This window comes from Pantoea sp. EKM101V (genome assembly GCF_011800325.1).
In the GTDB taxonomy this organism is placed as follows: Bacteria; Pseudomonadota; Gammaproteobacteria; order Enterobacterales; family Enterobacteriaceae; genus Pantoea; species Pantoea anthophila.
This window is the reverse complement of record NZ_JAALFP010000003.1, coordinates 70,921-94,533: the sequence shown is the minus strand read 5'-3', so window position 1 is coordinate 94,533 and position 23,613 is coordinate 70,921. Positions and strand designations below refer to the sequence as shown.

The following is a 23,613-nucleotide window of genomic DNA, read 5'->3' as shown; positions in this document are numbered from 1 at the left end:
CTTAACTGACGAGAAAAAGTATGACGAAAATACCGCTCTTTACCCTGCTGCTGGGTGCCGCCTTCGCCACCCCCCTTCAGGCAATGGAAAAACTGACGCTGATGCTCGACTGGTATATCAATCCCGATCACGCGCCGATCATGGTGGCACAACAGACCGGCGCCTTTGCCGCAGAGGGACTGGAGGTCAGCATCATTCCCCCTTCCGATCCGGCGCTGCCGCCGCGCCTGGTGGCCGCAAAGCAGGCAGACTTAGCCATCACTTACCAGCCTCAGCTGCATTTCTTCGCCGACCAGGGCCTGCCCCTGATGCGGGTCGGCACCCTGATCAATACGCCGCTGAATACGCTGATCACACTCGACAGGTCGATGAAGAGTCCGGGGGCGTTAAAAGGCAAACGCATCGGCTATTCCGTCAGCGGTATTGAGCAGGCGACGCTGGCGACCATGCTGAGCCATGAGGGAGTAAAGGCCGATCAGGTGACGCTGATTAACGTCAACTTTCAGCTCACCAGCGCCCTGCTGACCGGAAAAGTGGATGCGGTGATCGGTGGCTATCGCAACATCGAAGCGCTGGAGATGAAAGATAAGGGGAAAGATCCGCTGGTGTTTAACGTTGAAGATTACGGCGTTCCGGCTTATGACGAGCTGATCATCGTGGCCCATCGGGATGAGGCGCATTCAGAAAAGATCAGAAAATTTCTGCGGGCACTGAAGAAGGGAAATGGGACGTTACAGGCCCAGCCTGAAGCGAGCTGGCAACGGTTTGCCCGCGCCCATCCGGAACTGAATACGCCGTTGAATCACCAGTCATGGATGGCGACGCTGCCGCTGTTCGCCGCCGATCCGGCAAAACTGGATCGCGCACGCTATCAGGCTTATGAACAATTTCTCTTCGATAACCAGCTGATTAAACGCATGACCCCGGTTGATCGCTACGCCACTGACAGCGAATAAGAGACCGGCCCGCAGCGTGCGCTGCGGGCCGATTCCCTAGCGGACCTTCTGATAGAGCCAGTGTTCGATGTCACTGGCGGGCAGCGGTTTTGAGAAGAAGTAACCCTGAATTTCGTCACAGCCGTAACTTTTCAGCAGTGCCAGCGTCGACTCGGTCTCGACCCCTTCCGCCAGAACGGTGTAGTTCAGCTCTTTCAGCATCTGAATAATGCACCTGACGATGATTTTAGACGCCTCATCCTCACCCATGCGCGAGATCAGGGAGCGATCAATTTTGATCACATCCAGCGGGATATCCTGCAGGTAGCTGATGTTGCTGTAGCCTACGCCGAAATCATCCAGTGAAATGACAAAGCCGTGCGATTTCAGTGCCTCCAGCCCCTTGATCCCCACATCGCTTTTGGTGATCAGTTCATTCTCCAGACATTCGATACCCATAATTGAGGCGGGGAGCTGCGCGGCCGTCAGTTTCGCCAGCAGGTTGTCGGCAAAATCTGCTTTTGAGAAATCACGTTCACTGACGTTAATGGAGACCGGAATCAGATCGTATTCGCGATTCCAGCGCGCCAGTTGCTCTATCGTGTGATCGATGACCCAGTTGGTGAGGTCGGAAATCAGATTCGTTTTACCCGCTAACGGAATAAATTCTGAAGGAAAAAGTTCACCCCGCTCAGGGTGATTCCAGCGGATGAGTGCCTCCAGCCCGACGGTTTTGCCGGTTCTCAGGCAGACTTTGGGCTGCCAGGCGAGATAAAGCTCTTCATCTTTATGCAGCGCCTGCGCCAGATCGTTCATGATCATAAAGTCATCGGTGCGACGTGTATCGTAGCTCTCATCAAACACCATCGCGCTGATGTTCTCATCAATCGCTTCGTGCAGCGCGCTCACTGCCTGACGCACCGTTTCATTGGCATCCATCTGCGACGGCACAAATTCGGTTTCGCCGGTGTGAACATCCAGATCGAGCGTAATGTTCTCGGCCAGATCGGCCTTGAGGCCTGTGAACAGCTCAACCATATTCTGCGCAGTGTAGCGACCAGACCAGGGCTGAATGATGGCGAAGCGGCCCGGTGCAAAGCTGTAGAGCGTTTCGTTTTCAGCCAGATTGAGTCGGTGAGCGACATCTTCCGCCATCTGCTTCAGCAGTTTCTCCATCGGGGCGATCCCGACGGCACGTGAAAGCTCATACGCGCGAATAATGTCGATGCAGTCGATTAAGATCAGACGAAAGCGGCTGTGCGGTGCGGTCAGGGTCAGCTGCTGTATATCGCGCAGCAGGCGGGGACGATTCGGCAGATGCGTGATGACATCGGCAAAGCCCGCATTGTTCCAGGCATCCAGAAACGAGGTGACCAGCGTTGCCAGTGAGCGCAGAACCGTCAGTTTCTCGTCGGTAAAGGGGTGAGGCTCGGTATCCGTGACGCAGAGCGTTCCCAGTACCGAACCTTCAAGATTCTGCAGCGAGACACCGGCGTAGAAACGGATATGCGGATCGCCTTTCACAAACGGGTGGGTGACGAAGCGCTCATCCAGCAGGGTGTCCACCACCACCAGATGGCCTTCGCCATCAATCACATGGCGGCAAAGCGACTCATCCCGGGTCGATTGCTGAAGATCGAAGTTGCGAGAGGCTTTAATATACTGATTATGGTCGTCAATAATCGAAATGAAGCTGCCTGAGATACCCAGGACCTCACTGGCAAGATTCACAAATCTCTCCAGCACCTCATCCCGGGTTTCATCCGGTGACAGCAGTGCCTTGATAGCACTCAGTCGTTTTACGTCACTGCCATTTTGCTCGTTATGCACGAAACCTCTCCTATGCAGGCGCAAAATTCGAAATAATTTCGCTGCTTAATGCTCAATTAGCGCCCAATTATCAGATAAATAGCGGCTCAATCTGACAGTAATTCCACAGCGAAACAGTGTCGCACGATATCTGAACGCTGTCGAAATCATTTATTGTCCTTACCACGTGCAACCTGCGGCGATTCCGGCCGGAACCCGAGTCCGATGAGGCGACCGGCCATAAACTTCAGAAAGGGCAGCCGACCGATCATCCCGGGGATGCGACTGCTGCCACCGGTTTTCTTTTTGCTCTTTTTGAGGCTCATTTTGATTTGCAAAAACTGCGTGGCTACGGTAGGAAACTGACGGCGCTTCTGCACTTTTTCCAGGTCGCGTAGCTGCAGCTCACCGGCTTTAAGCGGCGCAGTCAGGATATTCGCCGTCGCCACCGCATCCTGGATCGCCAGATTCACACCCACCCCACCTATGGGCGACATTGCATGCGCCGCATCGCCAATGCAGAGCACGCCAGGCTTCGCCCACTTATCGAGCCGGTCAATGCGGATAGAGAGCAGCTTAAACGCCGTCCAGTCCTTGATTTCCGCCATTCGCGCGGGTTCAAAAGGTGACAGGGCCGCAATCTCCGCTTTAAACGCATCAAGTCCGGCGGCCTGTTTCGCGTCAAACTCCCCCTTGGGGATAGTCAGCCCGCACTGCCAGTAGTCACCGCGATCGATAACGATAAAGTTTCGTCGCGGTCCCGTATGCCCCACGCCCATATCAGGGTCGTGCGGCTGCCTGCTGAGACGGAACCAGATGACATCCCGTGCCGCGCCAAAAGCCTGACTGGTCAACCCTGCCGCTGCGCGTACCTGAGAATGTCGGCCATCCGCACCCACCACCACTTTGCAGCGGACATGAATGCGCTGATTTCCGCGCAGAGCCGTGACGCCACTGACCGTGCCATTTTCCTCATTAAGCGACGCAAAGGCGGTTGACCGCAGGAGAGTGTAGCCCGGATATCGGGCGCTGTGATCGGCAATAAAATTCAGGAAATCCCACTGCGGCATAAAAGCGATAAAGCGGCACTGAACCGGCAGGCGGGAAAAGTCGGCCATGGTGACTTTCTGGCCGGCAATCTCCGCCTCCAGCTTTTCGACCCGCTGATGCGGCAGCGTGAGAAATGCCTCCAGCAGGCCGAGCTGGTGCATCGTTTCCAGCGTAGAGGGGTGAATGGTGTCACCACGAAAATCGTGCAGAAAATCGGCGTGCTTTTCGATGACCACCACGCGCACGCCTGCCCGGACGAGCAGATAGCCCAGCATCAGGCCAGCCGGGCCGCCCCCGACAATACAACAGTCAGCGGTAAGGATTTCAGTAGAATGTGGCTGCATGTCGGCTCCCTGTCACGCCAGTATTGCTATGATTATTGCGTCAACCGTGGCGACAACGCCACAGTCGGTCGATAGTGCGTGGCTCAGACACTGAAAAATCAGGATACGCCAGCCTACCGCGAACGCATGGCGCAAGTGGTTTGTCCACCGCAGGTGAAATAGCCGCTTTCCTCAGCTGAAATTGATCCTGACGTTTGTTTTCACCTTATCTCTCAGTACACTGGAGCGCTGGTCTGGTTGAACAAGAATCCCTCTCAATGAATGAAGAAATACCGCAACCGGTTTATGTTCCCCGCTCCATCGCGGCACGCAGCCGGATGTTCCGCGCCCTGCTCCACCGTGATAAGACGCCGCTGGCGATGCTGTTTTGCGCTGCGCTGGTCGGTTCGCTGGTTGGCCTGGCCGGGGTAGCCTTTGCCCGCGCCGTTGAGGCTATTCAGCAATGGCGCGCCGACACACTGATACCCGCCCACTTTCAGGGCTGGACACTCTATGTGGCCGCCTTTGCCATCTCGGCGTTACTGGCGATGGTCGGCTATTTTCTGGTCAGACGCTTCGCCCCCGAAGCCGGTGGCTCCGGTATTCCGGAAATTGAAGGGGCACTGGAGGAGCTGAGGCCGGTGCGCTGGTGGCGGGTGATTCCGGTAAAATTTTTTGGTGGTATGGGCACGCTGGGTGCCGGAATGGTACTTGGCCGGGAAGGCCCGACGGTGCAGCTGGGCGGCAATATCGGCCGGATGGTGATTGATATTCTCGGCATGCGCAGCAATGAGGCGCGGCATACGCTGCTGGCAACCGGTGCGGCGGCCGGTCTGGCAGCGGCGTTTAACGCGCCGCTGGCGGGCATTCTGTTCATTATTGAAGAGATGCGTCCGCAATTCCGCTATAACCTGATATCCATTAAGGCCGTATTTACCGGCGTAATTATGGCCAGCATCGTCTTTCGCTGCTTTAACGGCGAACAGGCGGTCATCTCCGTAGGCAAACTGGCGGATGCGCCGGTGCAGACGCTGTGGCTCTACCTGGTGCTGGGCATGATTATCGGGATGGTTGGTGTACTGTTTAATCGCCTGATTTTTCTGACACAGGATATGTTTGCCCGCTTCTACGCCGGTAAAACCGCACGGGTTGTACTGGCGGGGGGCTTGTTAGGGGGCGGCTGTGGCATTCTGGCGCTGCTGTTCGCCCCAGGAGCGGGTGGCGGTTCAGAACTGATCCCCCAGGCTGTGCATGGCGTCTTCCCCTTCGCGCTGCTGCTGCTGATCTTTCTGGTCAGGCTGATTACCACCCTGCTCTGTTTCAGTTCAGGTGCGCCGGGCGGTATTTTTGCGCCGATGCTGGCGCTGGGAACCCTGCTGGGTACCGCGTTTGGTGTGGCGATGACCGATCTCTTTCCGTTCTATCAGCTGGAGCCCGGTACGTTCGCTATCGCAGGGATGGGTGCACTGTTTGCGGCCTCGGTCAGAGCACCTCTCACCGGCATCGTGCTGGTGCTGGAGATGACCGACAACTATCAGTTGATCTTACCGATGATTATCACCTGTCTGGGCGCGACGCTGCTGGCGCAGTTCCTGGGGGGCAAACCGCTCTATTCATCTATTCTGGCCCGCACGCTGGCCCGGCAGTCGGCCGTGACGCCTCCCTAGGCGGACATTCACGCCGCGGGATAAAGGTTCTCATCCCAACCGGCTACCCGCCTCTCAGGGCGGGTAGCCCGGTCACTTACTTGTCATCAAAATAGTCCGCAGGCATCTGGCCGGGTGCCAGATTGATCACTTCATCATTATCCGGCCCCTCATTTTTCATGTAGGTGACCTTAGCGAACTCAGGAATAATCACGTAGGGGTAAGCGGGACCTTCGTCGCGGAAGCGATGCATATCCTCAATAAAGTCATTCTGATAGCAGATAGTTTTTTCAGGATGCTGACCTTCTCCGGCGATCCACTGCGGGAAGAAGATGGTCCCGTGCAGCAGAGTGCGATTAAGATCGAACAGCAGGCTGACGCAGGTTCCGGTCGGCTCATGCCAGTCTACTTTGTAGATGCCTGGGGCAAACTGAACCGCGTGCATCTTCTGGTTGGTCACCCAGCGGCCGCCCACCAGCCCCTGATGAATGCGGTAGTCACAGGTCGTTTCGTTACGCGCGTACCACTCATATTTCCAGCCATTATCATAGGTATAGACAAAGTGCGTACCCACGAACTTAGTTAGATCGCTTGCAATATCCTCTGGAGATTCTGCAGACATGTTACCCTCTCTGGACAGGCACCCGGACCGGGCGCAGATAAACGTATAAACCAGCCGGCAAATACTCACTATGGACCAGACTGGCTGAATTGCCATCCATAGCCGGAAATTGTCATCGGATTGTCACAGAGCCGGAACGGTCACATTGAAAGAGAAGGGTCACTGAGCAAGAGTCGATTAAATGCCTGAAAGAAAGATAAAAGCCCTGACTGAGACAGCCAGGGCTTTTAGGTTACTACTGATTTAACATTTACCATTAACTAACTTAATTAACAGGAACAACTTTGGTATAGCTATTTATGAACAGATTCTGAGGATAATAATGAACACGGTTACAGAATGTCACTATTATTAACGGTCTCAACCACCTGAGAGTCTTTCGTGAGACAAAGACAGGTCAGGCCCGTATAAATCTGCACACCCCCATCGCGATATATACTCTTTGATGCGTTGCCTTACATTCATTACGACGTGTAAACCGTAACCGTCGTAAAGTCACGTTCAGAACTACGAGGCCTTACATCATCGCGATGCAATACTGCTTATCTCTCAGTGCGTTACTACGACTCGATTTAACAGGATTGTGATTAACTCAAAAGAGCTGATGACAACAATGTTTAACAGAACCGCCGACAGCTTAAGCGAATAAGTCCATCGACACCGGTAACACCGTTAATTCCCGGTGTGTCAGGGCACTTTCATGCCGCTGATAATTCTTAATCTACCTCTGATATAAATAATGTCAACACTGGAATTTAACCCATGTTTATATCTTCAGTGTTCCGGAAATTAAGCAGGGAGTAATAATCGATATATTGATCCTGAATAATTCGGCAGGTAACTATTTTGACAGAGAGGATTAAAGGCGATTACAAGGGCGCCGACAGACGCCCCTGTGAAAGACCCGACGCTATTTTTTCAGACTCGCCAGCAGAACCTTCGCGGTCTCAGAAGAGGAGCCCGGATTCTGCCCGGTAATGAGCAGACCATCCTGGACAGTATAGGACTGCCAGTCCTCTCCCCGTGAATAGAGACCGCCATTCTGTTTCAGCGCGTCTTCCACGAGGAATGGCACGATGTCGGTCAGGCCAACGCCCTCCTCTTCACTGTTAGTGAATCCCGTGACTTTCTTTCCCTTAACCAGAGGCGTGCCATCCGGATTTTTCACATCGCGCAATACGCCTGGTGCGTGGCAGACCAGTGCTACCGGTTTGCCAGCCTGCAGGGTCTGCTCAATCAGTGCAATGGAGTGTTTGTCATTTGCCAGATCCCATAGCGGGCCATGGCCGCCCGGATAGAACACAGCGTCAAAGGCATTCGGGCTCACGCTGTCCAGTTTGTGGGTAGAAGCCAGCACCGCCTGCGCAGCCGAATCGCTATGGAAACGACGGGTATCCGCGGTCTGAGAGTCGGCTTCATCACTTTTAGGATCGAGCGGAGGTTGTCCTCCCTGTGGTGATGCCAGGGTTACGTCTGCGCCCGCGTCAAGAAAGGCATAGTAAGGTGCGGCAAACTCTTCCAGCCAGAAACCGGTTTTCTTGCCGGTATTACCCAGCTCATCATGTGAGGTCAAAACCATCAGAATCTTCATGTCCGCTCCCTGTAAGCGTTGCAGGTTAAGAGTTCAGGCGCGTCATACCCGATGTTAATCGCGCCTTCTTCTGTTTTGTCCGTCAGTCGTGACGGACTCTGAGGAATCACTGAAATTTACCGCTTAATATTCGGTGATCCGCAACCCATTATAGTTCATCACTATTCTTTTCGTTTTTCTGCCGGATAGGCGTGTCAGACTCTCTGGAAAGGTTCTCTCACCAGCCTGAGATGAGCACAATCCGGCACAACTAATTAGCATGATCACGATTACCGCACTAATAGTTAATATAGATATGGTAACTATGGTTATTATTATTCCCATCGGAGGCACACATCCTCCTCATTGATAAACAGGAATATGACCATGAAAAACGTAAAAGCACTTTCAATTGCCGCTCTCGCCACCCTTTCACTGATCTCATTTGGCAGCTTCGCGCAGAGCGTGTCTGTGACCTCCTCAACACTGGATGGCGCAGAGTCAAAAATCGCTGCTCAGGCGCAGGAACAGGGCGCGCAATACAAAATCACCGAAGCGAACACCAACAACCGTGTTCATATGACCGCAGAACTGTATAAATAACGGATGGTCGCAAACGGAATTGCCAGAAGAGGCTGCCCAACGGGCAGCCTTTTTTGTGTCGGTCAGGCGAGGCGTGCGGCTGGTGCGCTGCCGGTGCGCCACCATAAAATCAGCGCCGCCAGGGCGATCACGCCCAGAACAGCAAAAGCGGTGCTGTAGGAGTAACGCGCGGCGATCATGCCCGTCATGGCCGGACTCAACGCAGCGCCCGCTCCCTGCATCAGCATAATCACGCTTTGCCCGGCGTTAACATGGCCGGAGCCACGCAGCAGAGATACAATATAACCCGGCACCGCCACCCCCAGGATCCCGGCTGCCACCCCATCCAGTACCTGAACCGGTATAACAAAGAGGGGAGCGGCAAAGCCCGCCGCAATCACCGCGCGCAGCGGTAAGATCATCAGGGCGATCATAATAAAGAGTCGGTAGCCGTGCGTTTCGACCCGTTTTGAGACCCATAGCGCCACCGGAATCATCACCAGCTGCGAGATCACCACCGTTGCCGCAGCAAAGAGGCCAGGGCTGACCGCCGCCTGCCCGCCTGCTGAGGCGACGCGCATGCTCAGCATCGGCAGCAGCGCGGCATTGGCAAGATGAAACAGCAGCAGCGTCACACCGGCCACCAGCAGGGCCGGTTTGCGTATCAACATCGATAAGCGCGGTGCGGGTTCACGCTCTTCATTCTGTTCGTAACCGCGGGCAACGTCGTTATCGATCTCATCGCCGCGAATCGCTATCGTGGCAACAGCAGCGAAGAGCGCCATCACCGTCATCAGAATAAAGACCGCGCCCATTCCCCAGTACCAGGCTGAAAATCCCGCCAGCAGTGCGGCGATGGTATTCCCGCCGTGGTTAAAGGCCTCATTGCGACCCATCTGATGGTTAAAGCCGCGCTGGCCGGTCAGTCCCAGGGTGATGCCCGCCACGGTCGGGCCGATAAAGGCCGCCGCTATTCCCGCCACGATTTGTGAGACCATGGCGGTCCAGGTCTGATTGCTGTACCAGAGCAACAGCGTGGCGACCGTGATCACCAGACAACCCAGCAGCACAATCATTTTCTTGTGTCGGGTGGCGTCGGCCGCGATCCCGGCAGGCAGCGTGGCCAGTAACCCGGCGATGCCGCCGCAGGTCATGACCAGACCGATTTCGTCGGGACGCCAGTGTCGCTCCGTCAGAAAGATGCCCAGAAATGGCCCCAGCCCATCGCGAACATCGGCCAGAAAAAAGCTCATCAAACAGAGCGCGTAGAGAGAACGCTGTGACATGTTATTTCCCTGGAAGGTAAGTGTTAAAGGCAATTGCGCTTCGGTTAAAAAGGAAATTATGTGTTACAACGAGGAAAGTCACATTTCGTTATAGTAACAAAATGAAAAAGGCCACCCGTATCTGGATACGGATGGCCCTGACGTGTTTCGCGTTAAATGCGCGGCTTATTTATCGGTGCCGAAACCCTGCTTCAGCAGTGCAGGCAGCACAGCCGGGAAGTAGATGTTTTTGTAATAACCACCGACGCTTGCACTCCAGCTTTCGCCATCCTCGCGGCCGATGTTTTTCCAGTGCTGCACCATCTCATCATTATAAGCGGCAATCTGCTGCTCCAGCCCCTGGGTTTTATAGGTCTCGTCATGGCGGAAGGTCGCCAGCGGCAGACGGGGTTTCTGATGAGCGGGTTCATCAACATGACCAATGACCACACCTGCCACAGGGAACGTCAGCGGCGGCAGATCCAGCAATGAAATCATCGCCTGTGGATCGCGACGGATCCCGCCAATTGGCACAATGCCTAATCCTTCTGCGCGCGCGGCAGCCATCACAGAGCCCAGCGCAATACCGATATCGGTTGAGCCAGAGACGATGCTTTCGATGCTCTGATGCGCGATTTGCTGCTGATCAACCGCAGACATCGCTACGGCAGATTTATGCATATCAAGTACAAAGGTGATGAACACCGGTGCTTTAGCAATCCACGGCTGACCACCCGCAATCGCGGCGATCTCCGCGCGACGGCCTGCATCACGCGTGATAACAACAGAAACCTGCTGCGAGTTGACCGATGTTGGCGCACGGTAAGCGGTACTGATAATCCGATCCAGTACAGCCTCATCAACGGGTTGCTCAGTGAAACTGCGTTCACTTTTGTGACTTGTGAAAATATCAATCAGATCGCTCATAGTTCCTCCCATTCAAAAAGCAACTATAACAGTAACGTATTCGCATGCTTGGTATTTCGAGGGTTTTTGAGCACCCTTTTGTAACCGTTTTTGAACACGTCTGCGTCTGTGTACACGTTTAAAACGCCGGAGTTAAAGTCACCGAATCACTCACCGCCGGTGCGCTATTTAGTCAGTCCCTTTACCGGACATCTTTTAAGCGCTTTGTGAATAAACCGATCACACAATTGCGGGACATCTTTCAGATTATATTGATCAAGCGCATTACTGAAGCGTTAACCATATTTACATAAAAAGAACGGCCAGATAATGTGAGACATAAAACAGGGATGAATGGTTCGAGGGAATGAGCAATGTCATACAGCCATCAGGTGATAAGATATTTACAGCAAAATAAAATTTTAGCTAATCAACTCGATCACGCTGTCTCAGGCGTAAAGGAAGCCGTATTAAATCAGATTGAGATGACAGGCGCTGGCGCCAGGCGCTTGCTCTATTACACCTCCTGCTTTACCGATGAATATAAAGATGTTTGCCAGCAGCAAAAGACCGAAGATATTCGCTTTGCGAAAGGTATTTACCACCTATTGCGACATGAAGATATTATTTATGAAATGCTTAATATCTATTTTAATGAGATATTGCGCTATAAAACATCTGAGCAACTACAACATATTAAGCATTTGCTTATGGCAACAAATATTCATATCGCAGCAAGTTCATTGACTAATTTAGGGTTTGCATCAGCGACGGCAACTGCAGTTTCATTAGGTTTAAATATTCATCAAAACATAGCAGCTCTTGCAGGACGTATGGGAGGGGGCATTGTAATGGCAACGGGTTTTTATGGCATAGTGCAAAAAGCCGCTGATAGTGCTCAAAGCTTACATATTGAATCTCCCGCCTATTATCAGGCTTTATACACGCATGAGCTTGAAATGATGTATTTTTTAATAGAACCACTATTTAAACGTGCTGAGGTATTTCAGCACGTAGCGTCAGACGAAAATATAGCAAACATCATCACCAGGATGATAAGATAATGCTGCTCAATATTATTAAACGACTTCTGAAGCGGATTTTCACTTCCCTGATAGGGTTATATGCTCCACAGGCTATAATAATTGCCTATGCCTTATTCCAGATAATACTATTTCCTTCAGCCCCACTCTGGTTTGTGCCAATATTTGCCCTGATAGTGATATATATATTTAGTCGCTATGTGAAGTGGTGAAGTGCCATTAGTTTTTTAACCTCACAAGGAATTGAAAAAATTATGTCTACACCCGCCCATTTATGGCTTGAAGATGAAAACGGTTCTCCCGTCACAGGCAGCTGTCAGATGCCACTGCGGTTGGGCTCCATCGAATTAAAATCGTTCTCTCACGGCGTAACCATACCTGTCGATCCCAGCAGGGGAAAGCTCACGGGAACGCGAGTCCATAGCCCTGTAACGATAGTCAAAGAATTTGATCAAACAACGCCGCTACTCTACAGAGCAGTCTGTGAAGGCCGGATAATGAAGAAAGGCACTATCCGAATGTATCGCATTCTGGAATCCGGAATCGAAGCCGAATATTTCAATATCATTCTGGAAAATGTCAAATTTACGACAGTCGCACCCTACCTTGCCCCTGGCGGGATGAGCAGTACGCATCTCGAAACGCTGGAATTACGCTATGAGGCAATCACATGGAAATATACGGATGGCAATATCGTATATCGTGATAAGTGGAATAACTACGCGAGATCATAAGTGCTCCTGACTGACTTCACCAATCAACTTCTGAAATTAATAGATAACACAGTTAAGTCACCCCGCGAATTTTTGTCACCTCGGAATATTTCCAATCCGGTTATCTGCTGCTGTTGCATTACTGCCGTCCTGTGAGCAGGTGTAACGAAATGGAGAGTCCGTTACCGTTACACCTGTCGCAGGGAGAAGGCAGCAACCGCGAGCATGCATCACGCCAGCTTCACCGACATTCGTTTCGTCGGGTATGCGTTGAGCGCAGAAGCCATAACTATGCTGCCGTGTCGATGTCAGCCGCCCCAGCGACTTTTCAGATAACTCACCGCCTGCTGAGTCTGCGGCTGATTGAGATAGTTCTCTCTGAAAAGAATGGTGCCATCGATATGGGGCCAGGACTCATTGAGGTCGAGCTGCTTTCTCAGCTCCGGCACTCCGCCCTGCAGCGTCCAGTCAGGCTCAATCCGCGAAGGCTCGCCCACCTTGTAGAGCGCCAGACCGATGTAAAGCCGGGTTCTGGTCGGCTTCACCACCTCTGCCCACCACTTTGCCAGCACGTCATAACGGGCAGCCTGACGGGAGAACGGCCAGTAGAGCTGTGGCGCGATATAATCCAGCAGACCCTGCTGAACCCAGCGACGGGTATCCGCATAGGCTTCATCGTAGGCCGCTGCGCCTCGGGTATCTGAACCCGCCGGATCGTGCGACAGGTTGCGCCAGACACCCGCCGGGCTGACACCAAATTCCACCTCCGGCTTCAGCTGTTTAATGGTACGGGAGACCTGCTCAATAAGCTGTTGCGTATTGTGACGCCGCCAGTCCGCTTTGCTGGCGAAGCCCTGCCCGTAACGGCTGAAGGTCTGACTGTCGTTGAGCAGGGAGCTTGCCGATTCCGCGTAGAAATAGTCATCGAACTGCACACCGTCGATCGGATAGTGCGCCACCACCTCGGCCACAATACTGGTGATCCAGTCGCGTGCCTCCGGGATGCCAGGATCAAGCACGTAGCGGTCGCCCGCGGTACGAATCCAGTCACGGTGCAGCACAAATACACTGGCCGGATGAAGAGAGAGCGTGCGGTTCAGCTCACTGGCGGTAGAGGGTTTGATGTTGACCGAAACCCGATAGGGGTTGAACCACGCGTGGACTTTCATACCGCGTTTATGCGCCTCATCCAGCATAAACTGCAGCGGATCGTAACCGGGATCTTCGCCGATTCTGCCGGTCAGCATATCGGACCAGGGCAGAATTTTAGAGGACCAGAGCGCCGTGGCATCGGGCTTCACTTGGAAAAAGACCGTGTTAATCCCCAGGCTTTTCAGTTTATCCAGCTTGTCGATAAGCGACTGCTGCTGCATCCGGATGCGCTCTGCCGGGCTGGCACCATTGACCGATGCGACGGGAGGCCAGTCAAGACGGGACACGGTAGCTAACCAGACGCCGCGCATCGGTTGCCGGACCTGAGGCTGCACCGGCTGGCTGGCTGGCGGTAACGGCTGTTTCGTGACCGGTGGAAAAGGCGTCACCAGCGACCGCGGCGGCTCAGAGGCGCAGCTGACGAGCAACAGTGCCGCAGCCAGTGCGGCCCCGCGCCTTAACGCCACGCTGGCTGCGGCAGGAATAAGATTCAGTGCGATGATAAACTCCAGTTTTATCTGGTCGGGACGCAAAGAGGAGTATTCTCGGTGACTCTGATTAAATGTCAATGCGTTAGCGCTGGGGACTGAATACAATACCAGCCGCCGCCAGACAGGCTTTGAGGGTGCCAAAGGCATCCTGACACTGCCGTTCATTAACGCAGGCATACCCCAGCAGCAGGCCTCGCGTCTCCTGAGGATGCATATAATATTGTGAAAGTGGCCGCACCTTGACGCCGCGCTTCAGCGCCTCGGCGGCAATGGCGACATCATCACTGCCTGCCGGCAGCGGCATCACCAGATGCAGACCGGCTTCATGGTTAAAAGCCGGTAAGAAGGCGGGCCCCAGATAGCGCTCGATCAGCCGACAGAGAAACTGCCGCCGCTGTCGATAGAGCAGCCGCATCCGCCGGATATGCTCCATGTAATGACCCAGCCGGATGAACTCCGCCAGCGCCCGCTGAATCAGCAGATGTCCGCCGCGATAGAGTTCCGCTGCCGCGATGCGCATCGGCTGAGCCAGCGGTTTTGGCACCACCAGATAGCCAATGCGCAGGGCGGGATAGAGCGTTTTACTGAACGTGCCCATGTAAATCACCGGCGCATCGGCTTCCAGCCCCTGCAGCGAGGGATGCGGCTGTCCGGAGAAACGAAATTCGCTGTCGTAGTCATCTTCGACAATCCAGCTCTGATGACGGCGCGCCAGTGTGAGCAACGCCTGACGACGTGCCAGGCTCAGATGCACCCCCAGCGGGTACTGATGGGAAGGTGTGACAAACACCATTTTGGGTGGCGGCCCGCTGTCGGGCACCAGGCCCTGCTCATCCACCGGCATGGCCCGGATTTTCAGGCCATTCATCCGCAGCAGATTGCGGGTTCCCCAGTAGCCCGGCTCTTCCATCCAGACCCGATCGCCTGGGTCGCACAATACCCGCGTGACCAGATCGACCGCCTGATGAACGCCCTCGGTGATCAGAATCTGATCCGCATCGGCCTGCACGGAACGCGCCACCCGCAGATAATCGACCAGCGCATGACGCAGATCGGGGCAGCCGCCGCCGCTGCTGTAAACCAGCCGATGGACGTCAGGCTCCCGGTTCAGGCGCGCCTGAATCTGACTGAACAGCTTATGGGGAAATTCGGTCACGTCGGGCGCGCCAGGCACAAATGCTCCCCACTGATAAGGGGATGCGGTGGCGTGCCCCAGCAGTGTGGCACCGCGCTTCGACAGGGTGGCCGGTCGCTGCGCCTTCACGGCGGCCAGGTCGGCAATCGCATCACTCTGCAGCGAACTCTCCGGCAGCGTCTCGGCAATCCACGTTCCGCTGCCGGTGCGCGCGGTCACGTAGCCCTGCGCCATCAGACTTTCATACACATGCATGACCGTGTTTCGCGACACGCCGAGCTCACGCGCCAGATCGCGGGTGGGCGGCAAACGACTGCCGCGCGGAAAGACCGCTTCCGTGATCGCGGCCTGCATACAGTTGAGCAGTCGCTGATGCAGGGAACCGGTTTTCATAAACTGTAACCGTGCTAATAGATGATCGGCGTACAAGAGTCGCAATTGGCTCCATCCTTCCTCTGATAATTGGCTCTGGCAACTCACCACGCCTCAGGCATAAATAAACGTGTTTGTCGGGAATTGTAAACACGCATATCAATGAGGTGGATCAAATGAGCGAAAAAAATAACCTGATGCAGGAACGTAAAGCACAGGCTCTGCCTAAGGGCATCGGTACGCTGTGCGACTGGTACGTTGCCCGGGCAGAAAACGCCACCTTATGGGATCAGGCTGGTAACAGCTGGATCGACTTCGCAGGCGGCATCGCCGTGCTGAACACCGGTCATCGTCATCCACGCATCGAGCAGGCGGTGGCCGAACAGTTAACAAAGTTTACCCATACGGCGTTCCAGATCACCCCTTACGAAAGCTATATCGTACTGGCTGAACGCATCAATCAGCGGGTGCCGATTGCCGGTGCAGCGAAAACCGCCTTCTTTACCACCGGTGCCGAAGCGGTAGAAAATGCGGTTAAAGTGGCGCGTGCCTATACCCGTCGTCACGGCATCATCACCTTTGGCAACGCGTTTCATGGCCGCACCTTTATGACCATGGCCATGACCGGCAAAGTCGCCCCCTACAAGCGCGATTTCGGCCCGATGCCCCCTTCCGTTTTCCACGCCCGCTACCCCAGCGCGGTGCAGGGGATCAGCGTTGAGGCGGCACTGACCAGCCTGGATGAGATTTTCACACAGGACATTGCGCCCCATGATGTTGCGGCAATCGTACTGGAACCGGTGCAGGGTGAAGGCGGATTCCATGCGGCTCCGGCAGAATTTATGGTTCAGCTGCGTGAACTGGCTGACCGTCACGGCATCCTGCTGATTGCAGATGAAGTACAGAGCGGATTTGCCCGCACCGGCAGGCTGTTTGCCATGGAACACTACCCGGTGAAAGCCGACATCATCACCATGGCGAAAAGCCTGGCGGGCGGGATGCCCCTCTCCGCCGTGGCCGGTCGCGCCGAGGTGATGGACGCGCCTGCCCCTGGCGGACTGGGCGGTACCTATGCCGGAAATCCGTTAGCTATCGCGGCGGCTCACGCGGTGCTGGATGTGATCGAGGAGGAGCAGCTCTGTCAGCGCGCCGTGGATCTCGGTGGCCGGCTTGTCGCTGAACTGGAGGCGCAGCAGCGCAAACACCCTGATATCGCCGAAGTGCGGGCGCTGGGTTCGATGGTGGCAATGGAGTTCTATCAGGCCAGCACCGCGCAGGCCGTTCAGAAGATGGCGATGGAACAGGGCCTGCTGCTGCTGACCTGCGGCGCGAAAGGCAACGTTATCCGCTTCCTCTACCCGCTTACCATTCCGGATGCCCAGTTCAGCCAGGCGCTGACCCTTCTCTCCACGGTGATCGATCGCTGTGTTGCCTCTGCCGGACACCCTGTCGTCCCGGCATGATTTCACTGGCTCGTTAATCACAAGCCCCTTTCCTGTTCGTCCGGCCAGCATGGCCGGGCGTTCCCCGGAGACGTTGACATGACGATGACTCAGAGTGCGAATGAAGATTCGCTGGCTCAGAACCTGAAACCGCGCCACGTGCGCATGCTCTCGATTGCCGGCGTAATTGGCGCCGGGCTGTTTGTTGGCTCCGGCCATGCTATTTCTGAAGCGGGCCCCGCCGTGCTGATCTCCTATGCAGCCGCCGGGTTGCTGGTTGTGCTGATCATGCGGATGCTGGCGGAGATGGCGGTGGCCTCACCCGATTCCGGGTCATTCTCCACCTATGCGGAGAAAGCGCTGGGACGCTGGGCCGGGTTTACCATCGGCTGGCTCTACTGGTGGTTCTGGGTGCTGGTGATCCCGCTGGAAGCCAATGCGGCAGGCACGATCCTGCACGCCTGGTTCCCCGAGGTGGCCATCTGGCAGTTCACCTTTGCCATCACACTCTTACTGACCATTACCAACCTGCTGAGCGTGAAAAACTACGGTGAGTTTGAATTCTGGTTTGCCCTGATCAAGGTCGTGGCGATCATCCTGTTCCTGGCCGTCGCAGGTGCCGCCGTGTTTGGTCTGCTGCCTGACAGTCACACCAGCGGCCTGTCGCATCTTTATGACACCAACGGCTTCATGCCAAATGGCCTCGGCGCGGTGGTCGCGGCTATCCTGACCACGATGTTCTCTTTTATGGGCACCGAGATTGTCACTATCGCCGCCGCAGAGTCGAAAAATCCCGGCCGGCAGATTACGAAAGCCACCAACTCGGTGATCTGGCGTATCGCGCTGTTCTACCTGCTGTCGATTTTCTTCGTGGTGGCGCTGGTTCCGTGGAATACGCCAGGCCTGGTTGAACAGGGTTCCTGGCAGACCACTCTGCAGGCGATGAGCATTCCTCATGCCCGGCTGATCGTCGATCTGGTGGTGCTGATGGCGGTGTGCAGCTGTCTGAATTCGGCGCTCTACACCTCCTCGCGCATGCTCTACTCGCTGTCACGCCGCAAGGATGCGCCCGCTGCGGCCTCACGCACCAATCGCAGCGGCACACCCTGGGTTGCGGTGCTGCTCTCGACTGCGGCGGCGTTTCTGGCGGTGATCGCCAACTACCTGGCGCCCAGCGCGGTCTTTGAATTTTTACTCGCCACCTCGGGTGCCATTGCGCTGCTGGTCTACCTGGTGATTGCCGCATCCCATCTGGTGCTGCGCAAAAAACGCGAGCAGGCGGGTGAAGTCCTGACTTACCGCATGTGGCTGTTTCCCGGTCTGACCTGGGTCACGATTCTGTTTATCATCACGGTGCTGGTGATCATGCTGTTTGATCCTAAACACCAGACAGAATTAGTGGCGACGGGTGGTTTAACGCTGGTTATTATTGCGACCAGCCTGCTGCTGCGCCGTAAAAAGGCAGAACAGAAAAGCACGCGCTATTTTGTGCAGCGCTCCTCTGACCCGTCATAATTAACTGAAGCGCATTAACAGTGAAAAAGCCCACCTTTTATAAGGTGGGCTTTTTTTTGCATCTGGTTCCCTGGTGCTGACAAAAAGGGTCTGGCGATATAAGGTTTTCTCTGATACCCACTTTTTCGCTGTGGGTTTGGTAACATTACTTTTATTCCTGTTTCACCCCGGGCGCAATCAATTTTCGTCAGAATGGCAGAAAAAATTAAAGATAAGTGAGGGACAGAATCCCTCTGGTTTTTTCGGCGTTTAACCAGTGCATTTTCACTTCTGCAGGTAACCTGTCAAGGGCGTGGAGATTTCTGAGATCAGCCGTCGTCAGCGTAGTCTTTCCCCTGCCAGAATCATAACAACTGAACACGACCTGATTCTTTCCGGTGTTCATATCACATGAATCATTCGTCACCATGCCGCGAAAGGTAATCGTGCCTGAATCCGAACCAGCACTTGCTGCCCCGGCGATTGTCATTAAGAGCGTGGTAAAGCCAGCGAGTAAAAATGATTTCATCCTGCATCCTCCTGAATGTGTGTCAGGAGTTATCGGCGCAGATCGCAAAAGATTAAGCACTGAAAAGGGAATTAAATGTAAATCTTCGCCAGCCGGACTTTTCATCGCCCTCGATTTTTTAACATCGATAGTAAAAAAAGAATTTTTGGCGTTAACGGTATAAATAACATCAACACAGAAGAACAGGATTTAAATGCAAAGACGTCCAGGAGGAAAGCTTAAATAAGCTGAGGCACTTTCTGCAGTGACAGAAATGGGCATGCTGATTTTTATTCTGACTGCCTGTTCAATATAAAACCTGACTCAGGCATTCTTGGATGAGATATATCCGCGCTGCCCGGCGAAATTCACCCAAAATGTTTTCAGCTCATTCCAGATACTGGCTGAACCGCAGCAGATAACCATCCGGATCCTGCAGAAGAAACTCGCGCTGACAGGCGGTTGTCCCGCCGGTGTCATACACCGTATCCCGCAGCGGGCGATAGAGCGGAATACCCTGCTTTTGCACCCGAGCCAGTACGACCTGGATATCATCCACTTCAATCTGAAAATTGATGCCCCGTCCCAGCGGCCAGTGAAGCTCTGCCGTGTTCCAGCCCTGAGGATGAAACTGCTCAATCATCAGTTGCGCCTCGCCATAGCACAGGTAAGCGAAGTCCGGCTGCTGCCGCTGTATTCTCACGCTGAATCCCAGTACCGTCGTGTAAAAATGCAGTGAGGCGGCAAAATCAGTTACGGTGAGTTCTGGCACCATGCGGTTCCAGTAAAGGGGTTGATTGTCACTCATTTGTTCTTCCCTGTTGTCTGTTGTGAGACTGGCTCAGGCATGACTCAAAAGGTTGCGCTGCAGTTCATCGAGTATCAGCCGCAGTGCTGCAGGCTGATGTTCCCGCGACAGGTAAAGTCCCCAGATGCCAATGCGTCCCGGCTCATAATCGGGCAGTAAGGTGACCAGTTTTCCGCTTTCCAGAGCGTGACGCGCCTCCTGCTCGGGCACCATCGCAATTCCACAATCTGCACTGGCCGCATCACACAACAGGGAGGAGATCCCGGCGCTGAAATTTCCTTTGACCGCCACCGCCATTTTCTCACCCTGCGGGGAGGTAAAGTGCCAGCTCTGTCCGGCGAAATGGCTGTAACAGAGGCAGTTATGGTGCGCCAGATCGTCAGGCGTTTGCGGCATCCCGTGCTGCTGCAGATAGGCCGGTGAGGCGCAGAGGACAGAGCAGCAGTCACCCAGGCGGCGGGCGATAGTGCCCGGCTCCGGCGTATCAGTAATGCGGATGGCGAGATCGATTCGTTCACCAATCAGGCTGACAGGCTGATTATTGATCTCCAGCTCGATGCGCAGGGCCGGATAGCGCGCCAGAAAGTCAGGGATCACCGGACCGACAAGGTGGACAGCCGTGAAGTGCGCGCAGGCGATGCGCAATGTCCCGGCGGGTATTCCCTGCGGGGTCTCCTGGCGGATCTCCTCCGAAAGGCGTGCCAGCTGGCGGGTCTTTTCCAGAATCGCCTCGCCTGCAGGGGTGATCGTCAGACGACGTGACGAGCGATGCAGCAGACGCGTTCCGGCCCAGCTCTCCATCTCTTCCAGATAACGGCTCACCATGGGACGGGAGATCCCCAGTGCGCGTGATGCCGCACTCAGGCTTCCCAGTTCACAGATCCGGTTAAAAACGGCCGCCGCAGTCACTCTGTCCATCTGTTTTACCTGTTCGGATTATGAAACTCAGCATCTCTGATTTCGGGAATTCTAACAGATATCAGAATGCGTAAAATAGCGCCACTGACACAAAACATGATCATTTGCGCTGCTCTGTGCGGCGATTACCCTCTGAGGATAAACATGAAAATTGCCGCTCACGCTTTAATTATGATGCTGGCTTCAGCCTCTGCCAGCGCCACGACCCTGAAACTTGAAACCTATAATCCGCAGGAAAAGGGCCTGTTTGCCGTTTCATCTACGCTGGTCTCCGGCCCCACCGAAGCCATTCTGTTTGATGCGCAGTTCAGCACGCAGGATGGTGAGAAGCTGGTGGCGAAGATTAAACAGAGCGGCAAAAAACTGAAAGAAATCGTGATAACCTCCGGCGATCCCGACTTCTATTTTGGCCTGGAACCGATTGTTAAAGCCTGGCCGGATGTGAAGGTGGTGGCCTCACCTGCTGTGGTAAAACATATTCAGGAGACGCATGAGGCGAAGCTGAAATACTGGGGTCCGCAGATGAAGCAGGGCGCGCCTGACGCGCTGACCGTGCCAGAGGTGACGCATGAGACACGGTTTAGCGTAGACGGTGAAGTGCTGGAGCTGCGTCATCCGGATCAGTATGCCGCTTACGTCTGGATCCCCTCCGCCAGCACCATTCTGGGTGGGACGGCCCTCTCTTCCGGCATTCATGTCTGGACAGCAGATACCCAGACCCCTGAAAGCCGTGCGGCGTGGCGTCATATCCTGACAGAGATGCAGACGCTGCATCCGCAGAACGTCATCCCGGGTCACTATCTGGGTGCGCGCCCCGCCGGATCGCAGGCCGTGGATTTTACCCTCAACTACCTGAAGTCCTTTGAGCAGGCGCTGTCGCAGCACAAAACCTCAGCAGAGGTGATTGACGCCATGACGGCCGCCTGGCCAGGACTGGCCGAGCCGGGTTCGCTGGAGCTCAGCGCGAAAGTGAACACCGGCGAGATGAAGTGGTAAACCCGCAGAGAAACGGCTGACTTTGCGGCACAACGCGGGGTGCATCAGGGCGCTATTTTTTAGCCAGATAGCGTCTGTCATCCCGCGCCTGCAATCGCGCCTCAGCGGGTGTGGGGAAGATGTAGTGAAACAGCTCGCGGTAAAAACTCAGGTGTTTCAGCAGACCTTCCTGAATCGATCGGCTGATATCTTTGATCAGAAATTCCTGCGTGGTGTTGAAGTTCGTCACGCTGAAAAAGGTTTTGTCGTAGACATTTACCACCCCTTCCCATTTCATCACCTGCTCCTCCGGGGAGAGGCCTTCCGAGACGGTAAAGATCCCCTTGTGGGATTTCACGCCCTGTTTACTGACATAGGTGGTTAAGGCGTCGTAGCCGCGTTTGTTGCGCCAGCGGCAGAATTCGTAGGGCACGTCGTAATGGGGCAGCACAAAGTCCGGGCTGCGAAAATGCTCATCTGCAATCAGGCCATCCAGCGTCACGGTAAAATGCAGAAAGTCCTGCAGAAAATCGAACTGGCGGGTTTTGGTCAGGGTGACATTAATTGAGTAGTGACCGGCCTGCACAAACCAGTAGTTGGTAAAGCCTGTCACCAGAACAGTGAACGCCTGCCAGTCACTGATGCGTCGATCGCCCGCCAGTCCCCTGAAACGGCTGATCATCATCCGTGACTTCGGATGCTGATACGCTTTCAGCAGCGGATCGTTCATACCTTTCAGTAACATCAGGCTCACTCCATGATAGTTTGCGCTTATCCTGCCACGCTCTGATCAGAGTGAAAAGTGTCGCTGTTCTGAATGTGACCGCTTTATGGCTGTGGCGGATGGGGTCCGGCGGAACGACCGGGGAGGTTTGGGATCTTTCACCGCACAGAGCAGGCAGCTGAGAGGCGCGTCCTGATGACGCGCGATGTCCGGCTTATGAGATCACAACTGCGCGAGGGTTTTGAGCACTTCACTCAACCGCGCCACCAGCGTGCGTACCCGGTGAGGAATAAAACGGGCATCAGGGAAAATGGCGTAGAGATAGCGGTCGGGAAGCCGCCAGTCCGGTAACAGCCGTACCAGCCTGCCGGATGCCAGCGCCTCCGCGCCAATCGGGGTCTGCAATCCGCCAATCCCCAGCCCGGCCTCCAGAGCCTGCCGCAGGGCATCGCTGTTATTGGCGCGAAACACGCTTTTCACCGGAACAGAGATCCTATCTGTCGCCGAGAGCAACTGCAGCGGGGCGTCCGGGGAAACGCCGCTGAAACGGACATGGGGATGATGCGCCAGCTCAGCCGGTGTCTGGAGAGTACCGTGACGGGCAATCCAGTCAGGGGACGCCACCAGCACGGTTTCAACGGTGGTCAGTACCCGGGCCGCCAGCGTGGGGGGCGGCGACTCACTCAGGCGAATTGCCAGGTCAACGCCCTCCGCAATCAGGTCTGACAGACGATCTTCCAGCGCAAGGGTTAACTGCAGGGCCGGATGCGCCTGCTGGAACGCAATCAGAGACGGCATCAACCGCTGGCCGATGCCGCTCGGTAACTGGATGTGCACCCTCCCGCTCAGCGGTTGCGAGTCGGGCCGCAGTTGCTGCTCCAGCTCCTCCATCGCATTGAGCAGGTGTCTGACCTGCTGCAGATAACGCTGCCCCTGCTCCGTCAGCGCCATGCTGCGGGTAGTGCGGTGCAGCAGCACGACGCCCAGCGCCTCCTCAAGCGCTGCAATCTGCTGACTCACGGCCGATTGTCTCATGCCGTTCTGTCGTGCCGCCGCCGAGAAGGAGCCCGCTTCCGCCACCCGGATGAAGGTCCAAATGGCGTTAAGTTTGTTCTGCATTCAATGATTTT

The 23,613-nt window shown here is 55.0% G+C and carries 21 protein-coding genes; 8 read left to right on the top strand and 13 right to left on the bottom strand.

The genetic code is table 11. The annotated features are described in order from the left end of the window. Window positions 1-20 precede the first annotated feature (20 nt). Window positions 21-956, top strand: coding sequence for an ABC transporter substrate-binding protein (locus tag HFD92_RS06620; protein ID WP_167428561.1), 936 nt, complete (start codon window positions 21-23; stop codon window positions 954-956). A gap of 36 nt (window positions 957-992) precedes the next feature. On the opposite strand, the gene HFD92_RS06615 is transcribed toward HFD92_RS06620, so the two are convergent. Then, a complete protein-coding gene (locus HFD92_RS06615; RefSeq protein WP_167428560.1) occupies window positions 993-2,765 on the bottom strand; it encodes an EAL domain-containing protein in 1,773 nt (590 codons plus the stop codon). A gap of 146 nt (window positions 2,766-2,911) precedes the next feature. Next, window positions 2,912-4,138, bottom strand: a complete 1,227-nt coding sequence (locus HFD92_RS06610; protein ID WP_167428559.1) for an FAD-dependent oxidoreductase — start codon at window positions 4,136-4,138, stop codon at window positions 2,912-2,914. A 257-nt stretch (window positions 4,139-4,395) separates the two neighbouring features. On the opposite strand from HFD92_RS06610, the gene clcA reads away from it, so the two are divergent. Further along, entirely contained in the window at window positions 4,396-5,784 is a 1,389-nt protein-coding gene (clcA, locus tag HFD92_RS06605) for a H(+)/Cl(-) exchange transporter ClcA (protein WP_046102766.1), read from the top strand. Window positions 5,785-5,860: 76 nt separating this feature from the next. Here the strand turns inward: clcA and HFD92_RS06600 are convergent, their stop codons facing one another. Next, on the bottom strand, window positions 5,861-6,385 hold the full coding sequence (locus tag HFD92_RS06600) for a phenolic acid decarboxylase (protein ID WP_167428558.1): 525 nt from the start codon (window positions 6,383-6,385) through the stop codon (window positions 5,861-5,863). Between the two features lie 910 nt (window positions 6,386-7,295). Next, entirely contained in the window at window positions 7,296-7,976 is a 681-nt protein-coding gene (locus HFD92_RS06595; RefSeq protein ID WP_058957080.1) for a type 1 glutamine amidotransferase domain-containing protein, read from the bottom strand. Between the two features lie 366 nt (window positions 7,977-8,342). On the opposite strand from HFD92_RS06595, the gene HFD92_RS06590 reads away from it, so the two are divergent. Beyond that, complete coding sequence (locus HFD92_RS06590; protein WP_009092831.1) at window positions 8,343-8,558, top strand: YdgH/BhsA/McbA-like domain containing protein; 216 nt, start codon at window positions 8,343-8,345, stop codon at window positions 8,556-8,558. A gap of 62 nt (window positions 8,559-8,620) precedes the next feature. On the opposite strand, the gene HFD92_RS06585 is transcribed toward HFD92_RS06590, so the two are convergent. Both HFD92_RS06585 and HFD92_RS06580 read right to left on the bottom strand, forming a co-directional pair. Next, window positions 8,621-9,823, bottom strand: coding sequence for an MFS transporter (locus HFD92_RS06585; protein WP_009092830.1), 1,203 nt, complete (start codon window positions 9,821-9,823; stop codon window positions 8,621-8,623). A gap of 165 nt (window positions 9,824-9,988) precedes the next feature. Beyond that, window positions 9,989-10,729 carry a nitroreductase family protein gene (locus HFD92_RS06580; protein WP_111207276.1) on the bottom strand — a complete coding sequence of 247 codons (741 nt, stop codon included), beginning with the start codon at window positions 10,727-10,729 and terminating at the stop codon, window positions 9,989-9,991. A gap of 353 nt (window positions 10,730-11,082) precedes the next feature. Between HFD92_RS06580 and HFD92_RS06575 the strand changes: the two genes are divergently transcribed. Then, window positions 11,083-11,772 (top strand): hypothetical protein, encoded by a 690-nt coding sequence (locus HFD92_RS06575; RefSeq protein WP_111207275.1) that lies wholly within the window; start codon window positions 11,083-11,085, stop codon window positions 11,770-11,772. A gap of 233 nt (window positions 11,773-12,005) precedes the next feature. Beyond that, window positions 12,006-12,485, top strand: coding sequence for a type VI secretion system tube protein TssD (locus HFD92_RS06570; protein WP_167428557.1), 480 nt, complete (start codon window positions 12,006-12,008; stop codon window positions 12,483-12,485). Window positions 12,486-12,772: 287 nt separating this feature from the next. Here HFD92_RS06570 and HFD92_RS06565 read toward each other — a convergent pair whose 3' ends face one another. Together HFD92_RS06565 and HFD92_RS06560 are read right to left on the bottom strand one after the other, a co-directional pair. Then, on the bottom strand, window positions 12,773-14,149 hold the full coding sequence (locus HFD92_RS06565) for a glycoside hydrolase family 10 protein (RefSeq protein WP_185185191.1): 1,377 nt from the start codon (window positions 14,147-14,149) through the stop codon (window positions 12,773-12,775). 40 nt (window positions 14,150-14,189) lie between these two features. After that, the gene (locus HFD92_RS06560) at window positions 14,190-15,680 is read right to left on the bottom strand and encodes a PLP-dependent aminotransferase family protein (RefSeq protein ID WP_181161937.1); all 1,491 of its coding nucleotides are present in this window, start codon (window positions 15,678-15,680) and stop codon (window positions 14,190-14,192) included. A gap of 110 nt (window positions 15,681-15,790) precedes the next feature. Between HFD92_RS06560 and gabT the strand changes: the two genes are divergently transcribed. Together gabT and gabP are read left to right on the top strand one after the other, a co-directional pair. Further along, window positions 15,791-17,077, top strand: a complete 1,287-nt coding sequence (gene gabT / locus HFD92_RS06555) for a 4-aminobutyrate--2-oxoglutarate transaminase (protein WP_111207273.1) — start codon at window positions 15,791-15,793, stop codon at window positions 17,075-17,077. 84 nt (window positions 17,078-17,161) lie between these two features. Continuing rightward, a complete protein-coding gene (gene gabP, locus HFD92_RS06550) occupies window positions 17,162-18,571 on the top strand; it encodes a GABA permease (protein ID WP_370525221.1) in 1,410 nt (469 codons plus the stop codon). 205 nt (window positions 18,572-18,776) lie between these two features. Here gabP and HFD92_RS06545 read toward each other — a convergent pair whose 3' ends face one another. The 3 genes from HFD92_RS06545 to HFD92_RS06535 form a co-directional block, all read right to left on the bottom strand. Then, on the bottom strand, window positions 18,777-19,079 hold the full coding sequence (locus tag HFD92_RS06545; protein WP_009092822.1) for a type 1 fimbrial protein: 303 nt from the start codon (window positions 19,077-19,079) through the stop codon (window positions 18,777-18,779). 367 nt (window positions 19,080-19,446) lie between these two features. Beyond that, window positions 19,447-19,866 (bottom strand): VOC family protein, encoded by a 420-nt coding sequence (locus HFD92_RS06540; protein ID WP_111207270.1) that lies wholly within the window; start codon window positions 19,864-19,866, stop codon window positions 19,447-19,449. A 33-nt stretch (window positions 19,867-19,899) separates the two neighbouring features. Then, window positions 19,900-20,784 carry a LysR family transcriptional regulator gene (locus HFD92_RS06535; protein WP_111207269.1) on the bottom strand — a complete coding sequence of 295 codons (885 nt, stop codon included), beginning with the start codon at window positions 20,782-20,784 and terminating at the stop codon, window positions 19,900-19,902. Between the two features lie 144 nt (window positions 20,785-20,928). Here HFD92_RS06535 and HFD92_RS06530 point away from each other — a divergent pair, with 144 nt between their 5' ends. Then, window positions 20,929-21,780, top strand: coding sequence for a Vmh family MBL fold metallo-hydrolase (locus HFD92_RS06530; protein ID WP_167428556.1), 852 nt, complete (start codon window positions 20,929-20,931; stop codon window positions 21,778-21,780). Between the two features lie 52 nt (window positions 21,781-21,832). Here HFD92_RS06530 and HFD92_RS06525 read toward each other — a convergent pair whose 3' ends face one another. Together HFD92_RS06525 and HFD92_RS06520 are read right to left on the bottom strand one after the other, a co-directional pair. Further along, entirely contained in the window at window positions 21,833-22,504 is a 672-nt protein-coding gene (locus HFD92_RS06525; protein WP_167428555.1) for a hypothetical protein, read from the bottom strand. A 201-nt stretch (window positions 22,505-22,705) separates the two neighbouring features. Then, window positions 22,706-23,602: a LysR family transcriptional regulator gene (locus HFD92_RS06520; protein ID WP_167428554.1), complete on the bottom strand. Its 897-nt coding sequence runs from the start codon at window positions 23,600-23,602 to the stop codon at window positions 22,706-22,708. Between the last annotated feature and the right edge of the window lie 11 nt (window positions 23,603-23,613).